Annotated in this window: 16 protein-coding genes and 1 tRNA gene; 6 read left to right on the forward strand and 11 right to left on the reverse strand. The window is 39.2% G+C overall.

Annotated features, from left to right (window positions below; all coding sequences use genetic code 11):
- Position 1: 1 nt before the first annotated feature.
- From QQK02_RS09020 to pheS, 5 genes are all read right to left on the reverse strand, one after another.
- Positions 2–562: a DUF1415 domain-containing protein gene (locus QQK02_RS09020; protein WP_284207676.1), complete on the reverse strand. Its 561-nt coding sequence runs from the start codon at positions 560–562 to the stop codon at positions 2–4.
- A gap of 6 nt (positions 563–568) precedes the next feature.
- On the reverse strand, positions 569–2347 hold the full coding sequence (locus tag QQK02_RS09025; RefSeq protein ID WP_284207677.1) for an ABCB family ABC transporter ATP-binding protein/permease: 1779 nt from the start codon (positions 2345–2347) through the stop codon (positions 569–571).
- A gap of 89 nt (positions 2348–2436) precedes the next feature.
- Complete coding sequence (locus QQK02_RS09030; protein WP_284207678.1) at positions 2437–2727, reverse strand: integration host factor subunit alpha; 291 nt, start codon at positions 2725–2727, stop codon at positions 2437–2439.
- 3 nt (positions 2728–2730) lie between these two features.
- A complete protein-coding gene (gene pheT / locus QQK02_RS09035; RefSeq protein ID WP_284207679.1) occupies positions 2731–5130 on the reverse strand; it encodes a phenylalanine--tRNA ligase subunit beta in 2400 nt (799 codons plus the stop codon).
- An 11-nt stretch (positions 5131–5141) separates the two neighbouring features.
- Complete coding sequence (gene pheS / locus QQK02_RS09040; protein ID WP_284207680.1) at positions 5142–6122, reverse strand: phenylalanine--tRNA ligase subunit alpha; 981 nt, start codon at positions 6120–6122, stop codon at positions 5142–5144.
- 275 nt (positions 6123–6397) lie between these two features.
- Between pheS and QQK02_RS09045 the strand changes: the two genes are divergently transcribed.
- Positions 6398–7063, forward strand: a complete 666-nt coding sequence (locus QQK02_RS09045; RefSeq protein WP_322790604.1) for a YehS family protein — start codon at positions 6398–6400, stop codon at positions 7061–7063.
- A gap of 290 nt (positions 7064–7353) precedes the next feature.
- Here the strand turns inward: QQK02_RS09045 and QQK02_RS09050 are convergent, their stop codons facing one another.
- The 5 genes from QQK02_RS09050 to thrS form a co-directional block, all read right to left on the reverse strand.
- Positions 7354–8457, reverse strand: coding sequence for a phosphoribosylaminoimidazolesuccinocarboxamide synthase (locus QQK02_RS09050; RefSeq protein WP_284207681.1), 1104 nt, complete (start codon positions 8455–8457; stop codon positions 7354–7356).
- 253 nt (positions 8458–8710) lie between these two features.
- Entirely contained in the window at positions 8711–9064 is a 354-nt protein-coding gene (gene rplT, locus QQK02_RS09055; protein ID WP_284207682.1) for a 50S ribosomal protein L20, read from the reverse strand.
- Between the two features lie 17 nt (positions 9065–9081).
- Positions 9082–9279 carry a 50S ribosomal protein L35 gene (gene rpmI / locus QQK02_RS09060; RefSeq protein WP_193021437.1) on the reverse strand — a complete coding sequence of 66 codons (198 nt, stop codon included), beginning with the start codon at positions 9277–9279 and terminating at the stop codon, positions 9082–9084.
- 147 nt (positions 9280–9426) lie between these two features.
- Positions 9427–9981: a translation initiation factor IF-3 gene (gene infC / locus QQK02_RS09065; RefSeq protein WP_284207683.1), complete on the reverse strand. Its 555-nt coding sequence runs from the start codon at positions 9979–9981 to the stop codon at positions 9427–9429.
- 57 nt (positions 9982–10038) lie between these two features.
- A complete protein-coding gene (gene thrS, locus QQK02_RS09070; RefSeq protein ID WP_284207684.1) occupies positions 10039–11955 on the reverse strand; it encodes a threonine--tRNA ligase in 1917 nt (638 codons plus the stop codon).
- Between the two features lie 157 nt (positions 11956–12112).
- Here thrS and QQK02_RS09075 point away from each other — a divergent pair, with 157 nt between their 5' ends.
- The 3 genes from QQK02_RS09075 to QQK02_RS09085 all read left to right on the forward strand — a co-directional run bounded on the left by QQK02_RS09075 (position 12113) and on the right by QQK02_RS09085 (position 14057).
- A complete protein-coding gene (locus QQK02_RS09075; RefSeq protein WP_284207685.1) occupies positions 12113–12763 on the forward strand; it encodes an START domain-containing protein in 651 nt (216 codons plus the stop codon).
- A gap of 70 nt (positions 12764–12833) precedes the next feature.
- Positions 12834–13718: a fructosamine kinase family protein gene (locus tag QQK02_RS09080; RefSeq protein WP_284207686.1), complete on the forward strand. Its 885-nt coding sequence runs from the start codon at positions 12834–12836 to the stop codon at positions 13716–13718.
- 132 nt (positions 13719–13850) lie between these two features.
- Positions 13851–14057: a CPXCG motif-containing cysteine-rich protein gene (locus QQK02_RS09085; protein ID WP_407705033.1), complete on the forward strand. Its 207-nt coding sequence runs from the start codon at positions 13851–13853 to the stop codon at positions 14055–14057.
- Positions 14058–14064: 7 nt separating this feature from the next.
- Here the strand turns inward: QQK02_RS09085 and QQK02_RS09090 are convergent, their stop codons facing one another.
- A complete protein-coding gene (locus QQK02_RS09090; protein ID WP_407705034.1) occupies positions 14065–14688 on the reverse strand; it encodes a riboflavin synthase subunit alpha in 624 nt (207 codons plus the stop codon).
- An 89-nt stretch (positions 14689–14777) separates the two neighbouring features.
- Here QQK02_RS09090 and QQK02_RS09095 point away from each other — a divergent pair, with 89 nt between their 5' ends.
- Positions 14778–16106: an MATE family efflux transporter gene (locus QQK02_RS09095; protein ID WP_322790605.1), complete on the forward strand. Its 1329-nt coding sequence runs from the start codon at positions 14778–14780 to the stop codon at positions 16104–16106.
- Between the two features lie 107 nt (positions 16107–16213).
- Positions 16214–16290, forward strand: a tRNA-Val gene (locus tag QQK02_RS09100).
- Positions 16291–17060 lie beyond the last annotated feature (770 nt).

Here is a 17060-nt window from a genome sequence, read left to right on the forward strand (position 1 = left end):
GTTAGTCGTCCTTGTTGAGAAGGTACTGTTGAAAAAACGCAGTGCCTTTATCTTTTGCAATCACCATATTATCTTCTGGTATTTGTTCTGGATTCTTATAAACGCTGAGCACTTTCGCCATACTCTCTTCTCGAATGATATGGAGCATTGGATAAGGAGAACGATTGGTATAGTTTTCTACATCATCATCAGTTAAGCCATCAAAACAATAATGAGGATGAAAACTCGCTAATTGAAACACGCCTTCAAAGCCAGCATTAATTAAATACTGTTGAGCGAGGTCTAACAAATCAAGATATTCATCAAAGTCACTAAAGCCTTTCGAGTATATCATCAAGCTTGTTTCAATTTGATTATTGCTCGCCATGTTATCGCATTGCGTTAATAAATGATCGATTGCCGGCGTTATTGCAGCGGCATCGTCTACACAATAACCAATGGTATTATTAAGCCACTCTTTTTTTGCGAACGGGCAAAAATTTAAGCCAATAACAATATCGAATAGCCAATGTTTCGTGACATCAATAACCGGTTGATGTGAGGGTAAAAATTTTAATGACATAAGGTACTACGATGTTTGTTGAAGTTGCCACATATTAAAATAACGTTCTTGCAGCGCTAGAAGTTCATGATGACTGCCCTGCTCTACAATTTTACCATCAGACATCACCAAAATGATATCGGCATCGGTAACCGTTGATAATCGGTGAGCAATAACTAAAGTGGTTTTATCGCGGGCAACGGAACGAATAGCCTTCAAAATTTCTTGTTCAGCATAACTGTCAAGTGCACTTGTTGCTTCATCAAAAACCCAAATCTCTGGATTTTTTAACAACGTTCGGGCGATTGCAACGCGCTGTTTTTCACCACCAGAAAGTTTCAATCCACGCTCGCCTACCATGGTATGTTCACCATCAGGTAATTTAGAGATTAAATCATCAAGATATGCCATTTTCAATGCCATACGAACATCTGCATCAGACGCATCTGGCTTGCCATATCGCACATTTTCAAAAATAGAATCGTTAAATAAAACGGTATCTTGCGGCACAATTCCAATATGCTGACGCAATGAATTCTGCGTTACGTCATCAACCGCCTGATCATCAATTGCGATCCGCCCTTTTGCTGTATCGTAAAACCGAAACAGTAACTTAACAATCGTCGATTTCCCCGAACCACTATCACCAACAATCGCGACTTTCTGCCCAGCAAGTACATCAAAGCTGATACCTTTTAATACGTCACGATCTTTATGATAGCCAAATGTAACGTCCTCAAAAGAAATCGCACTTGTGTCTACTGTTAATGCTTTTGCATTAGCTTTATCGGTAACTGCTGGCTGCTTTTGTAGCAAGCTAAACATGCCCTCGATATTGGCAAGTGATCCTTTAATTTCCCGATAAACAAAGCCAAGAAAGTTAAGTGGCATAAAAAGTTGCATCATAAAGGCATTGATTAAGACAAAATCACCCAACGTCATATGATTATGGACAACTTGATGAGCAGCCAACGCTAACATAGAGGTCATCGCAACAGCGACTATTGTTGCTTGCCCGCCATTTAAGGCAAATAGTGACAATCTGTTTTGCGTTTTGGCTTTTTCCCATTGAGCAAGCTGCGCGTCGTAGCGATTTGCTTCATAGTCTTCGTTGTTAAAATATTTAACTGTTTCGTAGTTAAGCAAACTATCTATAGCCCGTGTATTAGAGGACGAATCGGCTTTGTTTGCTGCACGAATAAACCCTGTACGCCACTCAGTTGCATAGATGGTGTAACTAATATAAAACGTGATAGACGTAGCCGTGATAGCGGCAAAACCCCAGTGGTATTTAAAAAACAGTACGCCAATAACCATGGCAATCTCTAATAACGTTGGCACGATATTAAACACCATGAAGCGCATTAAAAAGCTAATACCTGAGTTTCCGCGATCAATATCTCTCGAAATCCCGCCTGTTTGACGGTTTAAATGGAAGGCAAGCTCTAAGCTATGAAGGTGTTTAAATACCTTTAAGCCAATGCGACGTATTGCTCGCTCTGTTACTCGGCCAAACAAGGTATCTCTGATTTCACCAAAAAGTACAACAGATAAACGTGCCAGTCCGTAGGCTGCTACTAAGCCAAAAGGCACCAGCATGAGGTTGTTTTCAACACTACTGTCTAGCGTATCTACAACGTCTTTAAGTACAAACGGCAAATAAACACTGGCGACCTTTGCTAAAATTAAGCAAATAACAGCAATCGATATACGCCACTTAAACTCAAGCAAATAAGGATATACGAGTTTTAATACTCGCCAGTTTAATTGGTCTACTTCATGATCTGGATAGTTTGTGCGTCTCATGATTCTTTCTAATTATTTTTCGGGCATAAAAAAGACCGCCATAGCGGTCTTTTGTTTCACTTAACCAAACGCTTTCGAAGCTAAAAGAATTACTTGTTACCGTCTTCTACGCGACTTTTTAGCTTTTGACCTGGCCTAAACGTTACTACCTTACGAGCAGAGATTGGAATATCTTCACCAGTTTTAGGGTTACGGCCTGGGCGTTCAGCTTTCTCTCGTAAATCAAAATTGCCGAAACCTGAAAGCTTTACTTGCTCACCGTTTTCTAGTGATTCACGAATCTCTTCGAAAAACACTTCAACGATATCTTTTGCGTCGCGTTTACTTAATCCGACTTTATTACACAGGTGTTCTGCCACTTCAGCTTTGGTTAGCGCCATGGATCAATCCCTCAATGATGCATTTAATTCAGTTTTTAAGGTATCTACCACTCGATCTACAACATCGTTGATATCTTTTTCTTCAAGAGTTTTCTCTACATCTTGCAATGTCATCGCAATTGCTAAGCTCTTGAAGCCAGGCTCAATACCTTGACCTTGGTATACATCGAACAAGTTTAGATCAACTAAATAATTTCCGCCAACATTTTCAATGAGTTGTAACACTTTTTTTGCTTCCACTTGTTCTTCAACAATTACAGCGATGTCACGACGGTTAGCTGGGAATTTAGAAATTTCACTCGCCCATGGCAATTTTCTGTTTAAAACTGGCGCTAAATTAATTTCGAAAACCAGTGTACGACCATTTAACCCAAGCTTACGCTCAAGCTCAGGATGCACAGTACCTATATGGCCTACAAGCTCATTACCTTTGAAAATAGCTGCAGTTTGACCTGGGTGTAACGCATCAATTTCAGCTTTTTCAAAGCGATATGCACTTGCTTCACCAGTTAAGGAAAGTATTGCTTCTACGTCACCTTTTAGGTCGTAAAAATCAATTGCTGCCTTTTCCATGTTCCAGTGCTCTTCATTTTGGGTACCACAAATAACACCTGCTAACATGTTATCTTGACGAACACCATTTTCAGCAGATGCATCTGGCACAAAACGTAAACCTGTTTCAAATAGACGTACACGAGACTGCTGGCGATTCTGGTTATAAGCAACCGATTGAAGTAAACCTGTCCATAAGCTTAAACGCATCACTGACATTTCAGAAGAAATTGGATGTGGTAATGTCATCACCTCTGCACCAGGATGCAATAGCTGTTGAACCTTAGGGTCAACAAAACTATACGTGATAGCTTCTTGGAAACCACGATTAACCAATGTTTGACGCACTCGAGTAAGTGGCAAAGCTGCTTCATTATGGTTACGCATCGTTAAGTTAGCACTTGGTGATACGTTTGGAATATTGTTGTAACCAAAGATACGAACAACTTCTTCAATTAAATCAACTTCAATTGAAATATCGAAACGATATGCTGGTACCGATACGTCCCAAGTATTATTTTCAAAGCTAACGGTAAAGCCTAATCGCTCTAAAATTTCGGTTACTTTCGCTGTTTCAATATGCAAACCAATACGTTGGTCTAATTTTTCACGACGAAGAGTTACATTTTTAACGGCTGGAATATGTTCTTGCGCTACAGCTTCCACAACAGGACCTGCTTCACCACCAACAATATCAAGTAATAGTGCCGTAGCGCGTTCCATTGCATCTCGTTGTAATTGTGGATCAACACCGCGCTCGTAACGGTGTGAAGCATCAGTATGCAAACCGTATTGACGAGCTTTACCTAAAATAGCTAACGGAGCAAAGAACGCGCTTTCTAAAAAGATATCTTTCGACTCGGCATTAACACCTGAGTGCAAGCCACCAAAGATACCCGCCATTGCTAATGCTTTGTTGTCATCTGCAATCACTAACGTTTCTTCTTTAAGCGTCACTTCGTTTTCGTCTAATAACGTTAACTTTTCTTCTTTGCTTGCAAAACGAACATCAATAGCGCCGTCGATAGCGTTTAAATCAAAAGCATGCATTGGATGACCAAGCTCTAACAACACGTAGTTTGTTACATCAACGACAGGGTCAATTGAACGAACACCACAGCGACGAAGCTTCTCTACCATCCATAATGGTGTTATAGAGTTAACATTAATACCCTTGATAACACGGCCTAAGTATCGAGGACACGCTTGCGGTGCTGACAGTTTAATTTCTCGCGTATCATCAATCGTTGGTGTTACAGGGCTAATTTCTACGTCATTAACAGGTAGAGAATTAAGTACGCCTACTTCACGCGCTAGGCCTTTAATACCTAAACAATCTCCACGGTTAGCTGTTAAATCAACGTCGATCGTATTGTCGTTTAGATCTAAATAATCACGAATATCAGTACCGATTGGCGCATCAGCTGGTAATTCAATAATACCATCTGAGCTATCTGCTAAACCCATTTCAGATTCAGAACAAAGCATACCAAAAGATGGTTGACCACGAAGTTTGGCTTTTTTGATTTTAAAGTTGCCAGGAAGCACTGCGCCTACCATAGCTACTGCCACTTTCAAGCCTTGACGACAGTTGCTAGCTCCACAAACGATATCAATCAATTCGCCATCTGTTGACGCATCGCCAACATTAATTTTTGTTACTTGAAGTTTATCGGCATCAGGATGCTGACCACATTCAACAACTTCACCAACAACAATACCTGTAAATTCACCAGCAACTGGGTCAACACCGTCAACCTCTAAACCTGCCATGGTGATCTGATGCGCTAATTCGGAAGAGCTGTTCGCAGGGTTTACCCACTCACGTAACCAAGATTCACTAAATTTCATTATTGCAGGTCCTACTTAAACTGTTTTAAGAAACGAAGATCGTTTTCAAAGAAAGCACGTAAATCATTTACGCCGTAACGAAGCATTGTTAAACGTTCAACACCCATACCAAAAGCAAAGCCGGTATATTCTTCAGGGTCGATACCTACCGAACGAAGAACATTTGGGTGGACCATGCCACAACCTAATACCTCTAACCATTTACCATTTTTACCCATAACATCTACTTCTGCTGAAGGCTCTGTAAACGGGAAGTAAGATGGACGGAAGCGGATTTCTAAATCTTCTTCAAAGAAATTATGTAAGAAATCGTGCAAAATACCTTTTAGGTGAGTAAAGCTTACATTTTTATCAACGAGCAAACCTTCAACCTGATGGAACATTGGTGTGTGCGTTTGGTCGTAATCGTTACGGTATACTTTGCCTGGAGAGATAATACGTAATGGTGGCTTTTCAGCTTCCATCGTACGAATTTGAACACCTGATGTTTGCGTACGCAACACTAACTTTGGGTTGAAATAAAACGTATCATGATCTTGGCGTGCTGGGTGATGCTCAGGAATATTTAACGCATCAAAGTTATGAAAATCGTCTTCTACTTCTGGACCAGCTTTAATTTCAAAACCTAATTCAGTGAAGAAACTTTCAATACGTTCAATCGTGCGAGTCACTGGGTGTAAACCACCTAGCTCATTCGTATTACCAGGTAACGTTACGTCGATTGACTCTGCCGCTAATTTTGCTTTGATTTCTTCAGCACGCAATAATTCACCACGTTCTGTAATAAGCTTTTGCACTTGTTGCTTAGCTTGGTTAATTGCTTGACCAGCTTTTGGCTTTTCTTCTTTAGGTAATTTACCTAAGTTTTTCATTTGTTCTGTTAACTGGCCTTTTTTGCCTAAAAAGTTAACGCGAACTGCATCGAGCTCAACAGGCGTTGTGGCTTGCGCAACCGCTTGCTCAGCTTGCAATATAATGTCGTCTAAATTCATGAGTTCCTCAATGCAACAAGGCGTGGCTAAAATCTAAATTTATTAGCACGTTTGTATCGACAATTAGGTTAATAAAAATGGCTAACGATTCTACACAAAAATTCATGTAAAATGTAGGGGAAATGCGGTTTTTATCAAAAGATTAAGCAATTAAATCCACTTAAAAAAAATATTTGTTAGAACCATTGCATCAAGCACAGTAAAAGCATGTTAAAATAACCTGCAATTAAGCAGTACTTGCTTTGTTTTAGCTATTTTAAAGAGACAACTTATTCGTGAATAATAACGATATTTTTAGACGCTTGCGTTTCATTTTAAATTATACAGATCAACAAATGGTTGATACGTTTGCACAGGCCGAAGAGCTTGTTACTAAACAGCAAGTAACTGAATGGCTAAAACGTGAAGAAGACGATGATTTTGCTAACTTAACTGATGTGAGATTTGCGACATTTCTTAATGGTTTGATAAACCAGAAACGTGGAAAACGTGAAGGCAAACAAATGCCTGCTGAAAAGAAGTTAAACAACAACTTAATTCTCATTAAGTTAAAGATTGCTTATAACTTAAAAGCAGAAGACATTATTGACCTGCTAAAAAGCGCTGGCTTTAATTTGAGTAAAGGTGAGCTAAGTGCGTTTAGCCGTAAGCCAGATCATAAGCATTATCGAGAATGTAAAGATCAAGTGTTGCGTAACTTGCTAAAAGGCTTGGAGCTAAAATTTCGTAGTGACGTCACACGAGAAGATAACGTGTCGTTAGATAAGAAGGTTTATCATAGTAAAGCTGAACCTGCTAAGAAACATAAAGCGACACGCTCGCCAAAAGCACCACGCGAAAAAACCTTGTATGTAAACCCTAATGCATCAGCGTCGAAACCGAAAACTTCACGTAAAACATTGAAGTTAAAATCAGAAGATATTTGGAAAGACGTGGAATAGTTAGATACCTGCCTTCGCAGGTATGACAATTGAGTATTAGATACCTGTCTTCACAGGTATGACTGTGGGAGATCTAGATACCTGCCTGCGCAGGTATGACGAAAATTTCCATCATTGTGGTATTTCACTGTCATTGCGGCATTTCACTGTCATTGTGGCGAAGGCCGCAATCTCATGACTTACATAGATACCTGCCTTCGCAGGCATGACAATTGAGTATTAGATACCTGCCTTCGCAGGTATGACAGCAAATATAATAGATACCCACTTACGCAGGTATCTATTAAATGTTAATCAACTAGCTGATATTGCTCTTGTAAAATCGTAACAATTTCTGCTTTAGGATTTGCTGACAACTCAATCTTTTGACCAGTAATCTTTTCTGCAATACCAGTATAGGTTTTTGATACCGCCATTAACACATCAACGGGTAATGGATTATCATTCGCTAATGCTTCTCTTTCATCCATACGTTCTTTGTTTAATAGGATGTCCGGTTCAGGGAAATGATTAAGCAATAATTGTCTAAAGCCTTCTTTAGAGTTTTCAATGACATTACCTTGGCGATACGCTTCACCATCCCATATACGAGATGAATCAGGTGTACCTACTTCATCCATATAGATTAATTTGTCGTTACCATTTGTATCTTTGACGTAGCCAAATTCAAATTTTGTATCAACAAAAATTTGGTCAATTTTTTCTAATGACGCAGAGATGAGATCAAAACCTTGAGTTAATAACTTTTCATATAAGGCAATATCTTCTAACGATTTGAAGTTAAAAGCGGCAAAGTTATCCTCAATGTTCTTACGTGTAATATTAACGTCATCGGCTTCAGGAACACCGTCGATACCTTTTAATACACCTTTGGTTGACGGGGTTTGTAGAAGTTCAGTCAACTTACTATCACGCGTTAACCCTTCAGGTAACTCAATGCCACAAAAGTCTCGTTCACCTTTTTCATAGGCACGCCACATAGAGCCAGTGATATATTGACGACATATCGCTTCAATCATCACTGGCTGAGCTTTTTGAACAATCCATACAAATGGGTGTGGAATATCTAGAATATGACTATCTGCTAAACCATTTTCTTTGAATAGCTTAAACCAATGATTTGAAATCGCATTTAGCGCAGCACCTTTGCCAGGTACACCTTTCAAACCACCCTCGCCTTGCCAAATACAATCAAAAGCAGAAATACGGTCACTGATCACCATAATAGCTAATGGCGTATCAGCTGGTACATCATAACCTTTTTCTTCAATTAAACGACGGCTATCAGTTTCAGTTAACCAGTAAACACTGCGCACCTTACCGCTATGCACAGGTTTGTCGGTACGAATAGGTAAATCGTTATTAACAGCTAGAACTTGATCTGCAAGACTCATACTCAACCTTTATTTGATATTTTTAAAATGTATTGGCTTAATTTCAGTATTTAAAATTAAAACAATAAATTTTATTCCTAACTTACTTAGCTGACTAGTTTGCAGGTAATTAGTACTAGTTCAAGGAAAAAGCGCGGAACATATAAGTATATGTGAGCACTTTTGACACCGAAATAGTGCTAATTAGCACTAAACTAATCGTTAAGAAAGAAAAAAGGACGCTAATAGCGTCCTTTTTAATATTCAAAGCTGATTATAAAGCAGCTTGTGCTTTTTCAACTAAAACAGCAAATGCTGCTTTGTCGTATACAGCGATATCAGCTAAGATCTTACGATCGATCTCGATAGATGCTTTCTTAAGGCCGTTGATGAAACGACTGTAAGATAAACCATTTTGACGAGATGCTGCGTTGATACGAGCAATCCATAGTTGACGGAATTGACGCTTACGTTGACGACGGTCACGGTATGCGTATTGACCAGCTTTAGTAACTGCCTGAAAAGCAACGCGATATACGCGACTACGAGCACCGTAGTAACCTTTAGCTTGCTTTAAAACTTTCTTGTGAGAACGACGTGCAACTACACCGCGTTTTACTCTTGCCATGTGCTAATCTCCTCTAATTAAGCGTTACGTAGTAATTTATCAACTGCTTTCACATCTGAAGCAGCAACCATGCTTTTAGCACGAAGATGACGTTTTACTTTTGTACGACGCTTAGTCAAAATATGACGAAGACCAGCTTGTTTGCACTTGTAACCACCAGAGGCAGTCTTTTTAAAGCGCTTTGCAGCGCCTTTGTTAGTTTTCATTTTAGGCATGAAATATTACTCCATTTATGCCGTTAAAATTTGGTAATTAGGGGCGAGAGCTTCATATAAAGATAAGCTCTACTTGTCGGCCTCAATTACCGGTTAATCGATAAAGTTGGTGAAACACTTTCGTGTTTGCTTTTATAAGACCAAGTATTATCGTTTGATTGGGGCGAGTACCATCACCATCTGACGACCTTCCACTCTACGAGGGAAGAATTCACATGATGCGATATCTTCTAGATCTTTCTTAACGCGAGTTAATAAGTCTATTCCCAATTCTTGGTGGGCCATTTCACGACCACGGAAACGTAACGTTACCTTAGCCTTGTCACCACCTTCTAAAAAGCGTCTCAAGTTACGTAATTTAACTTGATAATCGCCTTCATCTGTACCAGGACGGAATTTAATTTCCTTAACCTGAATTTGTTTCTGCTTTTTACGCTGTTCTTTCTGTTCCTTTGCTTTTTCGTAAAGGAACTTGCCGTAGTCCATGACTCGACATACTGGAGGTTTGGCAGTTGGGCTAATTTCTACTAAATCAACACCTGCCTTTTCTGCTTCATCCATTGCTTCGTTTAACGAAACAATACCAATAGCTTCACCTTCTAAACCAATCAAACGTATTTCTGACGCTGTAATTAATTCATTTAAACGATGTGCCGGTTCTTTTTGACCGCCTCTTTGACCTTTAATAGCCTGTTCCTCCAAAGAACTTTATAAAAATCAAACGTGCCACGTAGCCACGTTTGGATTGTAAAAATTTGATTATACTAATGTTCGGTTACCGACTTCTTGGCCTAGTTGTTCGATAAACGCATCTACCGACATCTTACCAAGGTCTTCACCACTGCGTGTTCTGATGGCAATTTCATCATTTTCCATCTCTTTGCCACCAACAACAAGTAAGTATGGTACACGTTTTAAAGTATGCTCGCGAATTTTAAAGCCTATTTTCTCATTTCTCAAGTCTACTTTTGCTCTAAAGCCGTTTTCTTTTAACTTTTTAACAACTTTATTACAATATTCACTCTGTTTGTCGGTAATATTCATAACAACAGCTTGAGTTGGCGATAACCAAGTTGGTAATTTACCCGCATACTCTTCAATAATAATACCGATGAAACGTTCTAATGAACCTAAAATCGCGCGGTGAATCATGACAGGAACATGTTTTTCGCCATCTTCGCCGACATAACTTGCATCTAAGCGGCCTGGTAAAGCAAAATCTAATTGCACTGTACCACATTGCCAGTTACGACCTAAACAATCGAGCAGTGTGAATTCAATTTTAGGACCGTAGAATGCACCTTCACCAGGTAGGTATTCAAACTTAATACCTAACTCATTCATTGCACTTGCTAAGCCTTCTTCAGCTTTATCCCAAACTTCATCACTGCCAATACGTTTTTCAGGGCGCGTTGAAAGTTTTACTAAAATATCTTCAAAACCAAAGGCTTTATATACGTCGTAAACCATTTCAATACACTTTTTCACTTCATCTTGTACTTGTTCTTCAGTACAGAAAATATGTGCATCATCTTGTGTGAAACCACGTACACGCATTAAACCGTGTAAAGCACCTGATGGTTCGTTACGGTGACAACAACCAAATTCAGCCATACGTAATGGTAGATCACGGTATGATTTCAAACCTTGGTTGAAAATTTGTACGTGACCTGGGCAGTTCATTGGCTTGATTGCATATTCACGTTTCTCTGACTCAGTAGTGAACATGTTTTCAGCGTATTTGTCCCAGTGACCAGAACGTTCCCACAATACGCGGTCCATCATTAATGGGCCTTTTACTTCATCGTAATCGTACTCATGAAGCTTTTCACGAACGAATTTTTCTAGTTCTGTGTAAATCGTCCAGCCATCATTATGCCAAAACACCATACCCGGTGCTTCAGTTTGCCAATGAAATAAGTCTAATGTTTTACCAATTTTACGGTGATCACGCTTTTCTGCTTCTGCTAAACGTTGTAAATAAGCTTTTAACTGCTTTTTATCAGCCCATGCTGTACCGTAAATACGTTGCAACATTTTGTTGTCTGAATCACCACGCCAGTATGCACCTGCAACATTCATCAATTTAAAATGATGACAATGCTTCATACTTGGTACGTGTGGGCCACGACACATGTCAATATATTCTTCGTGATGATATAAACCCGGACGGTCATCTTTTTCAATGTTCTGATCTAAGATTTCCATCTTGTATGGTTCTCCGCGTGATTCAAACGTATCACGCGCTTCTTGCCAAGAAACAGTTTTCTTAACAACTTGATAATTGGTTTTAGCTAATTCAAGCATGCGCTTTTCAATTTTAGCTAAGTCGTCATCGTTTAATGGTTGGTCTAAATCAACGTCATAGTAGAAACCATTGTCGATTGTTGGGCCAATCGCCATTTTTACGTCTGGGAAAAGTTGCTTAATAGCATGACCTAATAAATGAGCGCATGAGTGACGAATAATCTCTAGACCGTCTTCGTCTTTTGCTGTGATTAACTGTAGGTCACAATCGTCGGTGATCATTTCACACGCATCAACGCGTTCACCGTTAATGCGGCCAGCTAATGTTGCTTTAGCTAAACCAGGACCAATATCAGCTGCAACATCCATTACAGATACTGCGTTTTCAAAAGTACGTTGACTACCGTCAGGGAGAGTAATTACAGGCATGAAGATTCCTTTACAGTGGTGACACATACGTAATGCCACATGTTTATATTTTATTGCAGTTGCAATATGTTAAATAAAATCGAATAATCGGCTGACTATTCGTTATAAACGGGCAATATAGGTGAATTCATCTAGCATTGCAATGGTATAAGACAATATGTTTTTAAATCGTGTAAACAGTCACTTCATATTATGTCTTTTCAGCATCTTATCTGCTTGTTTAACTAGCGTTGAAACCCAAGCCTACGACCAAAAAAATAGCTGGCAGGAATACAAAAACAAGGACAATATTCACATACGCTTTAATCAAGCGACACACACTAAGCTACTTGAGGTAAATGCTTGTTTAAAAACTGAAGGTTCACCGCATCAAGCACTACAGTTTTTAACCTCTCCAGACAAAATTCAGCAGTGGCTAGATAATGTAGAACATGTAACCCCAATAGAGTTAATCACGCCTTCTCGGTCTATCATGAGCACCACAATAAAGGGAATGTGGCCAGTAAAACCACGACAAGCGTTCGTATATTCAGATATTTACGTAGAAAATAGCGGCACTATTATTATCACCCAAACAGATGCAGGCAAGCGCTTTACCGCCGACAAAGGCTATATTCGCATTATATTGCAACATGCGACTTGGACAATAAAGCCAATAGAAAATAACGCTATTACAATCTGTTACAACGTTTCGGCTGATCCTCAAGGAAAAATTCCGTCTTGGCTTGCAAACCGTGTTGCACTGAGTTCAATGCACAAAACGTTGAAAAATGTTCAGCGGCAATTCCCTGCGAGTAACGCTCAGTAAATTCTAACAACACACCGCCAAGTTATTCACTATACTTATTTTTAGTTAATCTATACGGATGCTATAGGCTATGTGGAAAATCATTGCTGACATGATCACCGAGAATACCGGCAAGGAAATGACAAATGCTAGCCATGAATTATTATCATTGGGTGGTGAAAACCGCTTGGCTTATAAGTTATCGACCAATCTAGATAGTTACTTCGTAAAAATTGCGCCAAAACACAAACTTGAGCAGTTAGAAGCCGAAGTAGATAGCTTAAATCATTTACGAGTATTTGCACCACACACCATACCTGGCGTTATTGGTATTGATGTTAGCCTAGATAAATCTTTTGTTGTTTTACAATGGTTGCCTTTTTCGCAACCAACTGCAGAGCATTGGCATCAGCTCGGCATTGAATTGGCAACTCTACACAATGAAACAGCCCACGGACAATTTGGTTGGCATCAAGATAACTTCATCGGAGATACACCTCAGTTAAATCAATGGAGTAGTAATTGGAGTACATTTTTTGCTGAAAAACGTATTAGTTGGCAGCTACAGTTACTTAACGAGAAGTCGATTCATTTGGGCGACATCGATTATTTAAGCCAAGTTTGTCATGATTTACTCTGCCACCATAAAATACAGCCTAGCTTAGTTCATGGTGATTTATGGCATGGCAACGTTGGTTTTATTGGCGAACAGCCTCAAATTTTTGACCCTGCTTGTTATTATGGTGATCGTGAAGTTGACGTCGCAATGACAGAGCTATTTGGCAGTTTTCCTAGCGAGTTTTATCAAGGCTACAAATCTATAAGCCCATTGAGCCCACATTATGAGCAAAATAAACACATTTATAACCTTTACCACGTGTTGAATCATGCCAATATGTTTGGCGGTATTTATATCAAGCAAGCACAAGCATTATTCCACCGTGTCATTGCTTTCCACGAACAACGAAGTTTGTAGTTGCTAAATTCAAACTCAATTTAGTTATAATTGAAGTGCTTAGCAATTAATCAGTTTTTGTTACTAGCAGATTACTTAAAACCGTTCATACTTAAGGTTAACAGGCCTTTGTGAAGCAATTAAGGAGGCTGCATGTCTCTATCTGTGAAAGAAAAACGCGTGGAATGCCCTCATTGTGGACATCATTTATTTTTGTCTTTAGATCCAACAGCAGGTGATCAAGATTACTATGACGACTGCCCTGCTTGTTGCTGTGAAATCCACCTCAATATGCATGTTGATGAGTACAACCAAAAAATTCAGCTCGCCATCGACGCTGACGACGAACAAGTATTCTAGCTAAACCTTATAGTTTAAGCTTTTTAACGGTTTCAACAATGGTCATTGTTTGCTGGTCACATTCAATATTAACCTTATCGCCCAACGTTAATAAGCCAATATTTGTCCGTGAAAGGGTTTCTGGAATTAAATGCACGGTAAATTGATTATCCGTCACCTTACCAAGCGTTAAGCTACAGCCATTTATTGCGACAAACCCTTTACTAAATAAATACGGTTGCCAATTTTCATTTACTTCGAACGTAATCGCGCAATTTTCAAGTGTTTTAGCTATATGAATAACAGGTGCTTGGCAATGAATATGGCCGCTTACCATGTGTCCGCCAATCTCATCACCTGCTTTTAATGAACGCTCTAAGTTTACAAAGCTACCTAACGCTAGCAAATCTAAATTTGTCACCGCTAATGTTTCATCAATAACATCAAACTTAATATATGCTTGCCCTGTTTCCAACATACCAAAGCCGACGGCAGTTAAACAAACACCGTTGATGGCAACACTTGCACCTATTGCTAATCCGTCGATATATATAGGATCACAACTTATAGTTAACGCCATAAGATTATTTTGTGTATTAAGTGCAAAAACTTGGGCTTTCGATTGTACTATACCGGTAAACATCGCTATCATCGTGTTGTCTTTAAGTCTCCCTATTGTAACCCATTATTTAGCCAATGAAATCACCTCATTTTCTCCAAAATACCAAAAGCTTATTAAAATTGGCTTACCCTATTTTAATCGCCCAGTTAATTCAGAACTTAATGGGTTTTGCCGATACTGTGATGGCGGGCCGAGTCAGTTCAACTGATATGGCAGCTGTAGCGGTAGCAAGTTCTATTTGGCTACCATTAATCTTAACAATTTACGGTGTGATCATGGCGTTAGCGGCTATCGTGTCGCAGTACGCTGGAAGCAAATCATATAAAAAAATTGTAAACGCAACCTATCAAACCTTGTGGATTGCATTGGTTTTAGGTGTTGGGGTAATAGCCTTGTATTACCTGATAGCACCAACGATTGAAAATAACATTGAACTAGACGCAAAGCTTAGCGCTTTAATGTTTGAATACCTTGGTTATATTGTATGGGGCGCGCCTGGGTTCTGTCTGTATTTAGCACTACGAAATTATGCAGAGGGAATGTCGTTCACCCGCCCTACCATGATCATTTCAATCATTGGCTTAATTGTTAACATACCTGCTAATTATATTTTCATTTATGGTGAATTTGGTATGCCAGCATTAGGTGGCGCAGGTTGCGGTATAGCCACAGCGATCGTTTACTGGGCGATGTTTGTAGGCATGCTAATTTATGTTTACCTATCGAAACACCTAGAAAATGTTTCATTGTTCAAACGTGCTTACGGCATAGACACCAAAGAAATAAAACACATCTTAAAAGTCGGTGTTCCGATTGCGCTATCACTGCTGTTTGAAGTGAGTTTGTTTTCGGTCGTTGCAATATTATTGGCGCCACTTGGGGCCGATATCGTTGCTAGCCATCAAATAGCGATAAACTTTTCTGGCTTGGTGTTTATGGTACCACTAAGTTTTGCGATGGCGTTGACAATAAAAGTAGGCTATTGCGTTGGTCAAGAGCAATACCAAGACGCAAAAGACATCTGTAAAGACGCCGTTATTTTTGGCTTAATGATCGCTGTTGTAACAGCTTTGGGTACTATTATTTTCAGAGAGCAAATTGCCGCTATCTATACCAATGAAGCACCTGTCATTGAACTCGCCGCAAGCTTAATGTTTTTAGCCGCATTGTTTCAGTTTTCAGATGCGATACAAGTTATTTCCGCAGGGGCGTTAAGAGGTTATAAAGATACAACATCAATCTTAGTGATCACCTTTATTTCATATTGGTTTATTGGTTTAAGCTTTGGTGTAGTGCTTGCGATGACAGACATTATTGTCCCTAAAATGGGCGCAGCAGGTTTTTGGATTGGCTTTATATCCGGATTAACCGTGGCAGCTATTTTGTTAGCATGGCGATTAAAAATAGTGCAATCGCGTTTTGATAACTCATTGAAAGTTACTAATTGATTAATCAATAACCACTTGGTTAGGAAAATAGTGTTTTTCCATCAAAACTGCTTGCAACAAGTAAATCGCAAAGCTAATATATCGGCCGTTGCTTGTTGTAACTCTGTACGACCGTAGCTCAGTTGGTTAGAGCGCGTCCTTGACATGGACGAGGTCGGTGATTCGAATTCACTCGGTCGTACCATTAAAACCAACCCTTAGCGGTTGGTTTTTTTATACCTGATGTTTAAGAAAGAACTCACCTATAATTTTGATCTTTATGCAATTCGCTTTCCATCATAAAATGCTTTGCTTTTCGGTTGCCTGATTACACCGATATGCCCAACGCAATTAACTCCAAACTTATCGATTAGTTAATTGCTTCCTTAAATGATCTAGGAGCGACACCTTTACCATGATAGTAGAGTAAAACATATAACTTAGACAAGGTTGCTGTTTCTGCTAAGTGTTTTTCTATAATAAATAGGCCGACAGGTTCTTCATACACTAGTGCTACAAAGACTAAAAAAGTAAACCGAAGCAATAAAATGTTTAAACTGTTACCACCTTATTTTCCCTTCCTAAAAAATAAATTATCAACCTAGTTTTTGAAGGCTATTTTCTAATGCTATCGCAATTTATTGATACCAAGTTCAGACCACATTTGCCATGTACCTATAGCGCAGAGTACGCTAATGGTCAGGCATATACTTGAACTAACTAACTAACTAACTAACTAACTAACTAACTAACTAACTAACTAACCCAAATACGAGGCTATTATCAGGAAACATAGGCATCAAAAAGACAAAGCTAAGCCCTCTCAATAACACGATTGCCAAAATGAGGGGTGAATCTAATCGAATAAAAGGAAGTTTTCGAATTATTTTTTCACCAGACAGGCCATATAAAGCCCATACCAATAGTATCAGAACAATCACAGAGGTAACTACTGAAGGTTACCAATGCCCTTGC

The organism is Thalassotalea eurytherma, from assembly GCF_030161415.1.
Classification (GTDB): domain Bacteria; phylum Pseudomonadota; class Gammaproteobacteria; order Enterobacterales; family Alteromonadaceae; genus Thalassotalea_G; species Thalassotalea_G eurytherma.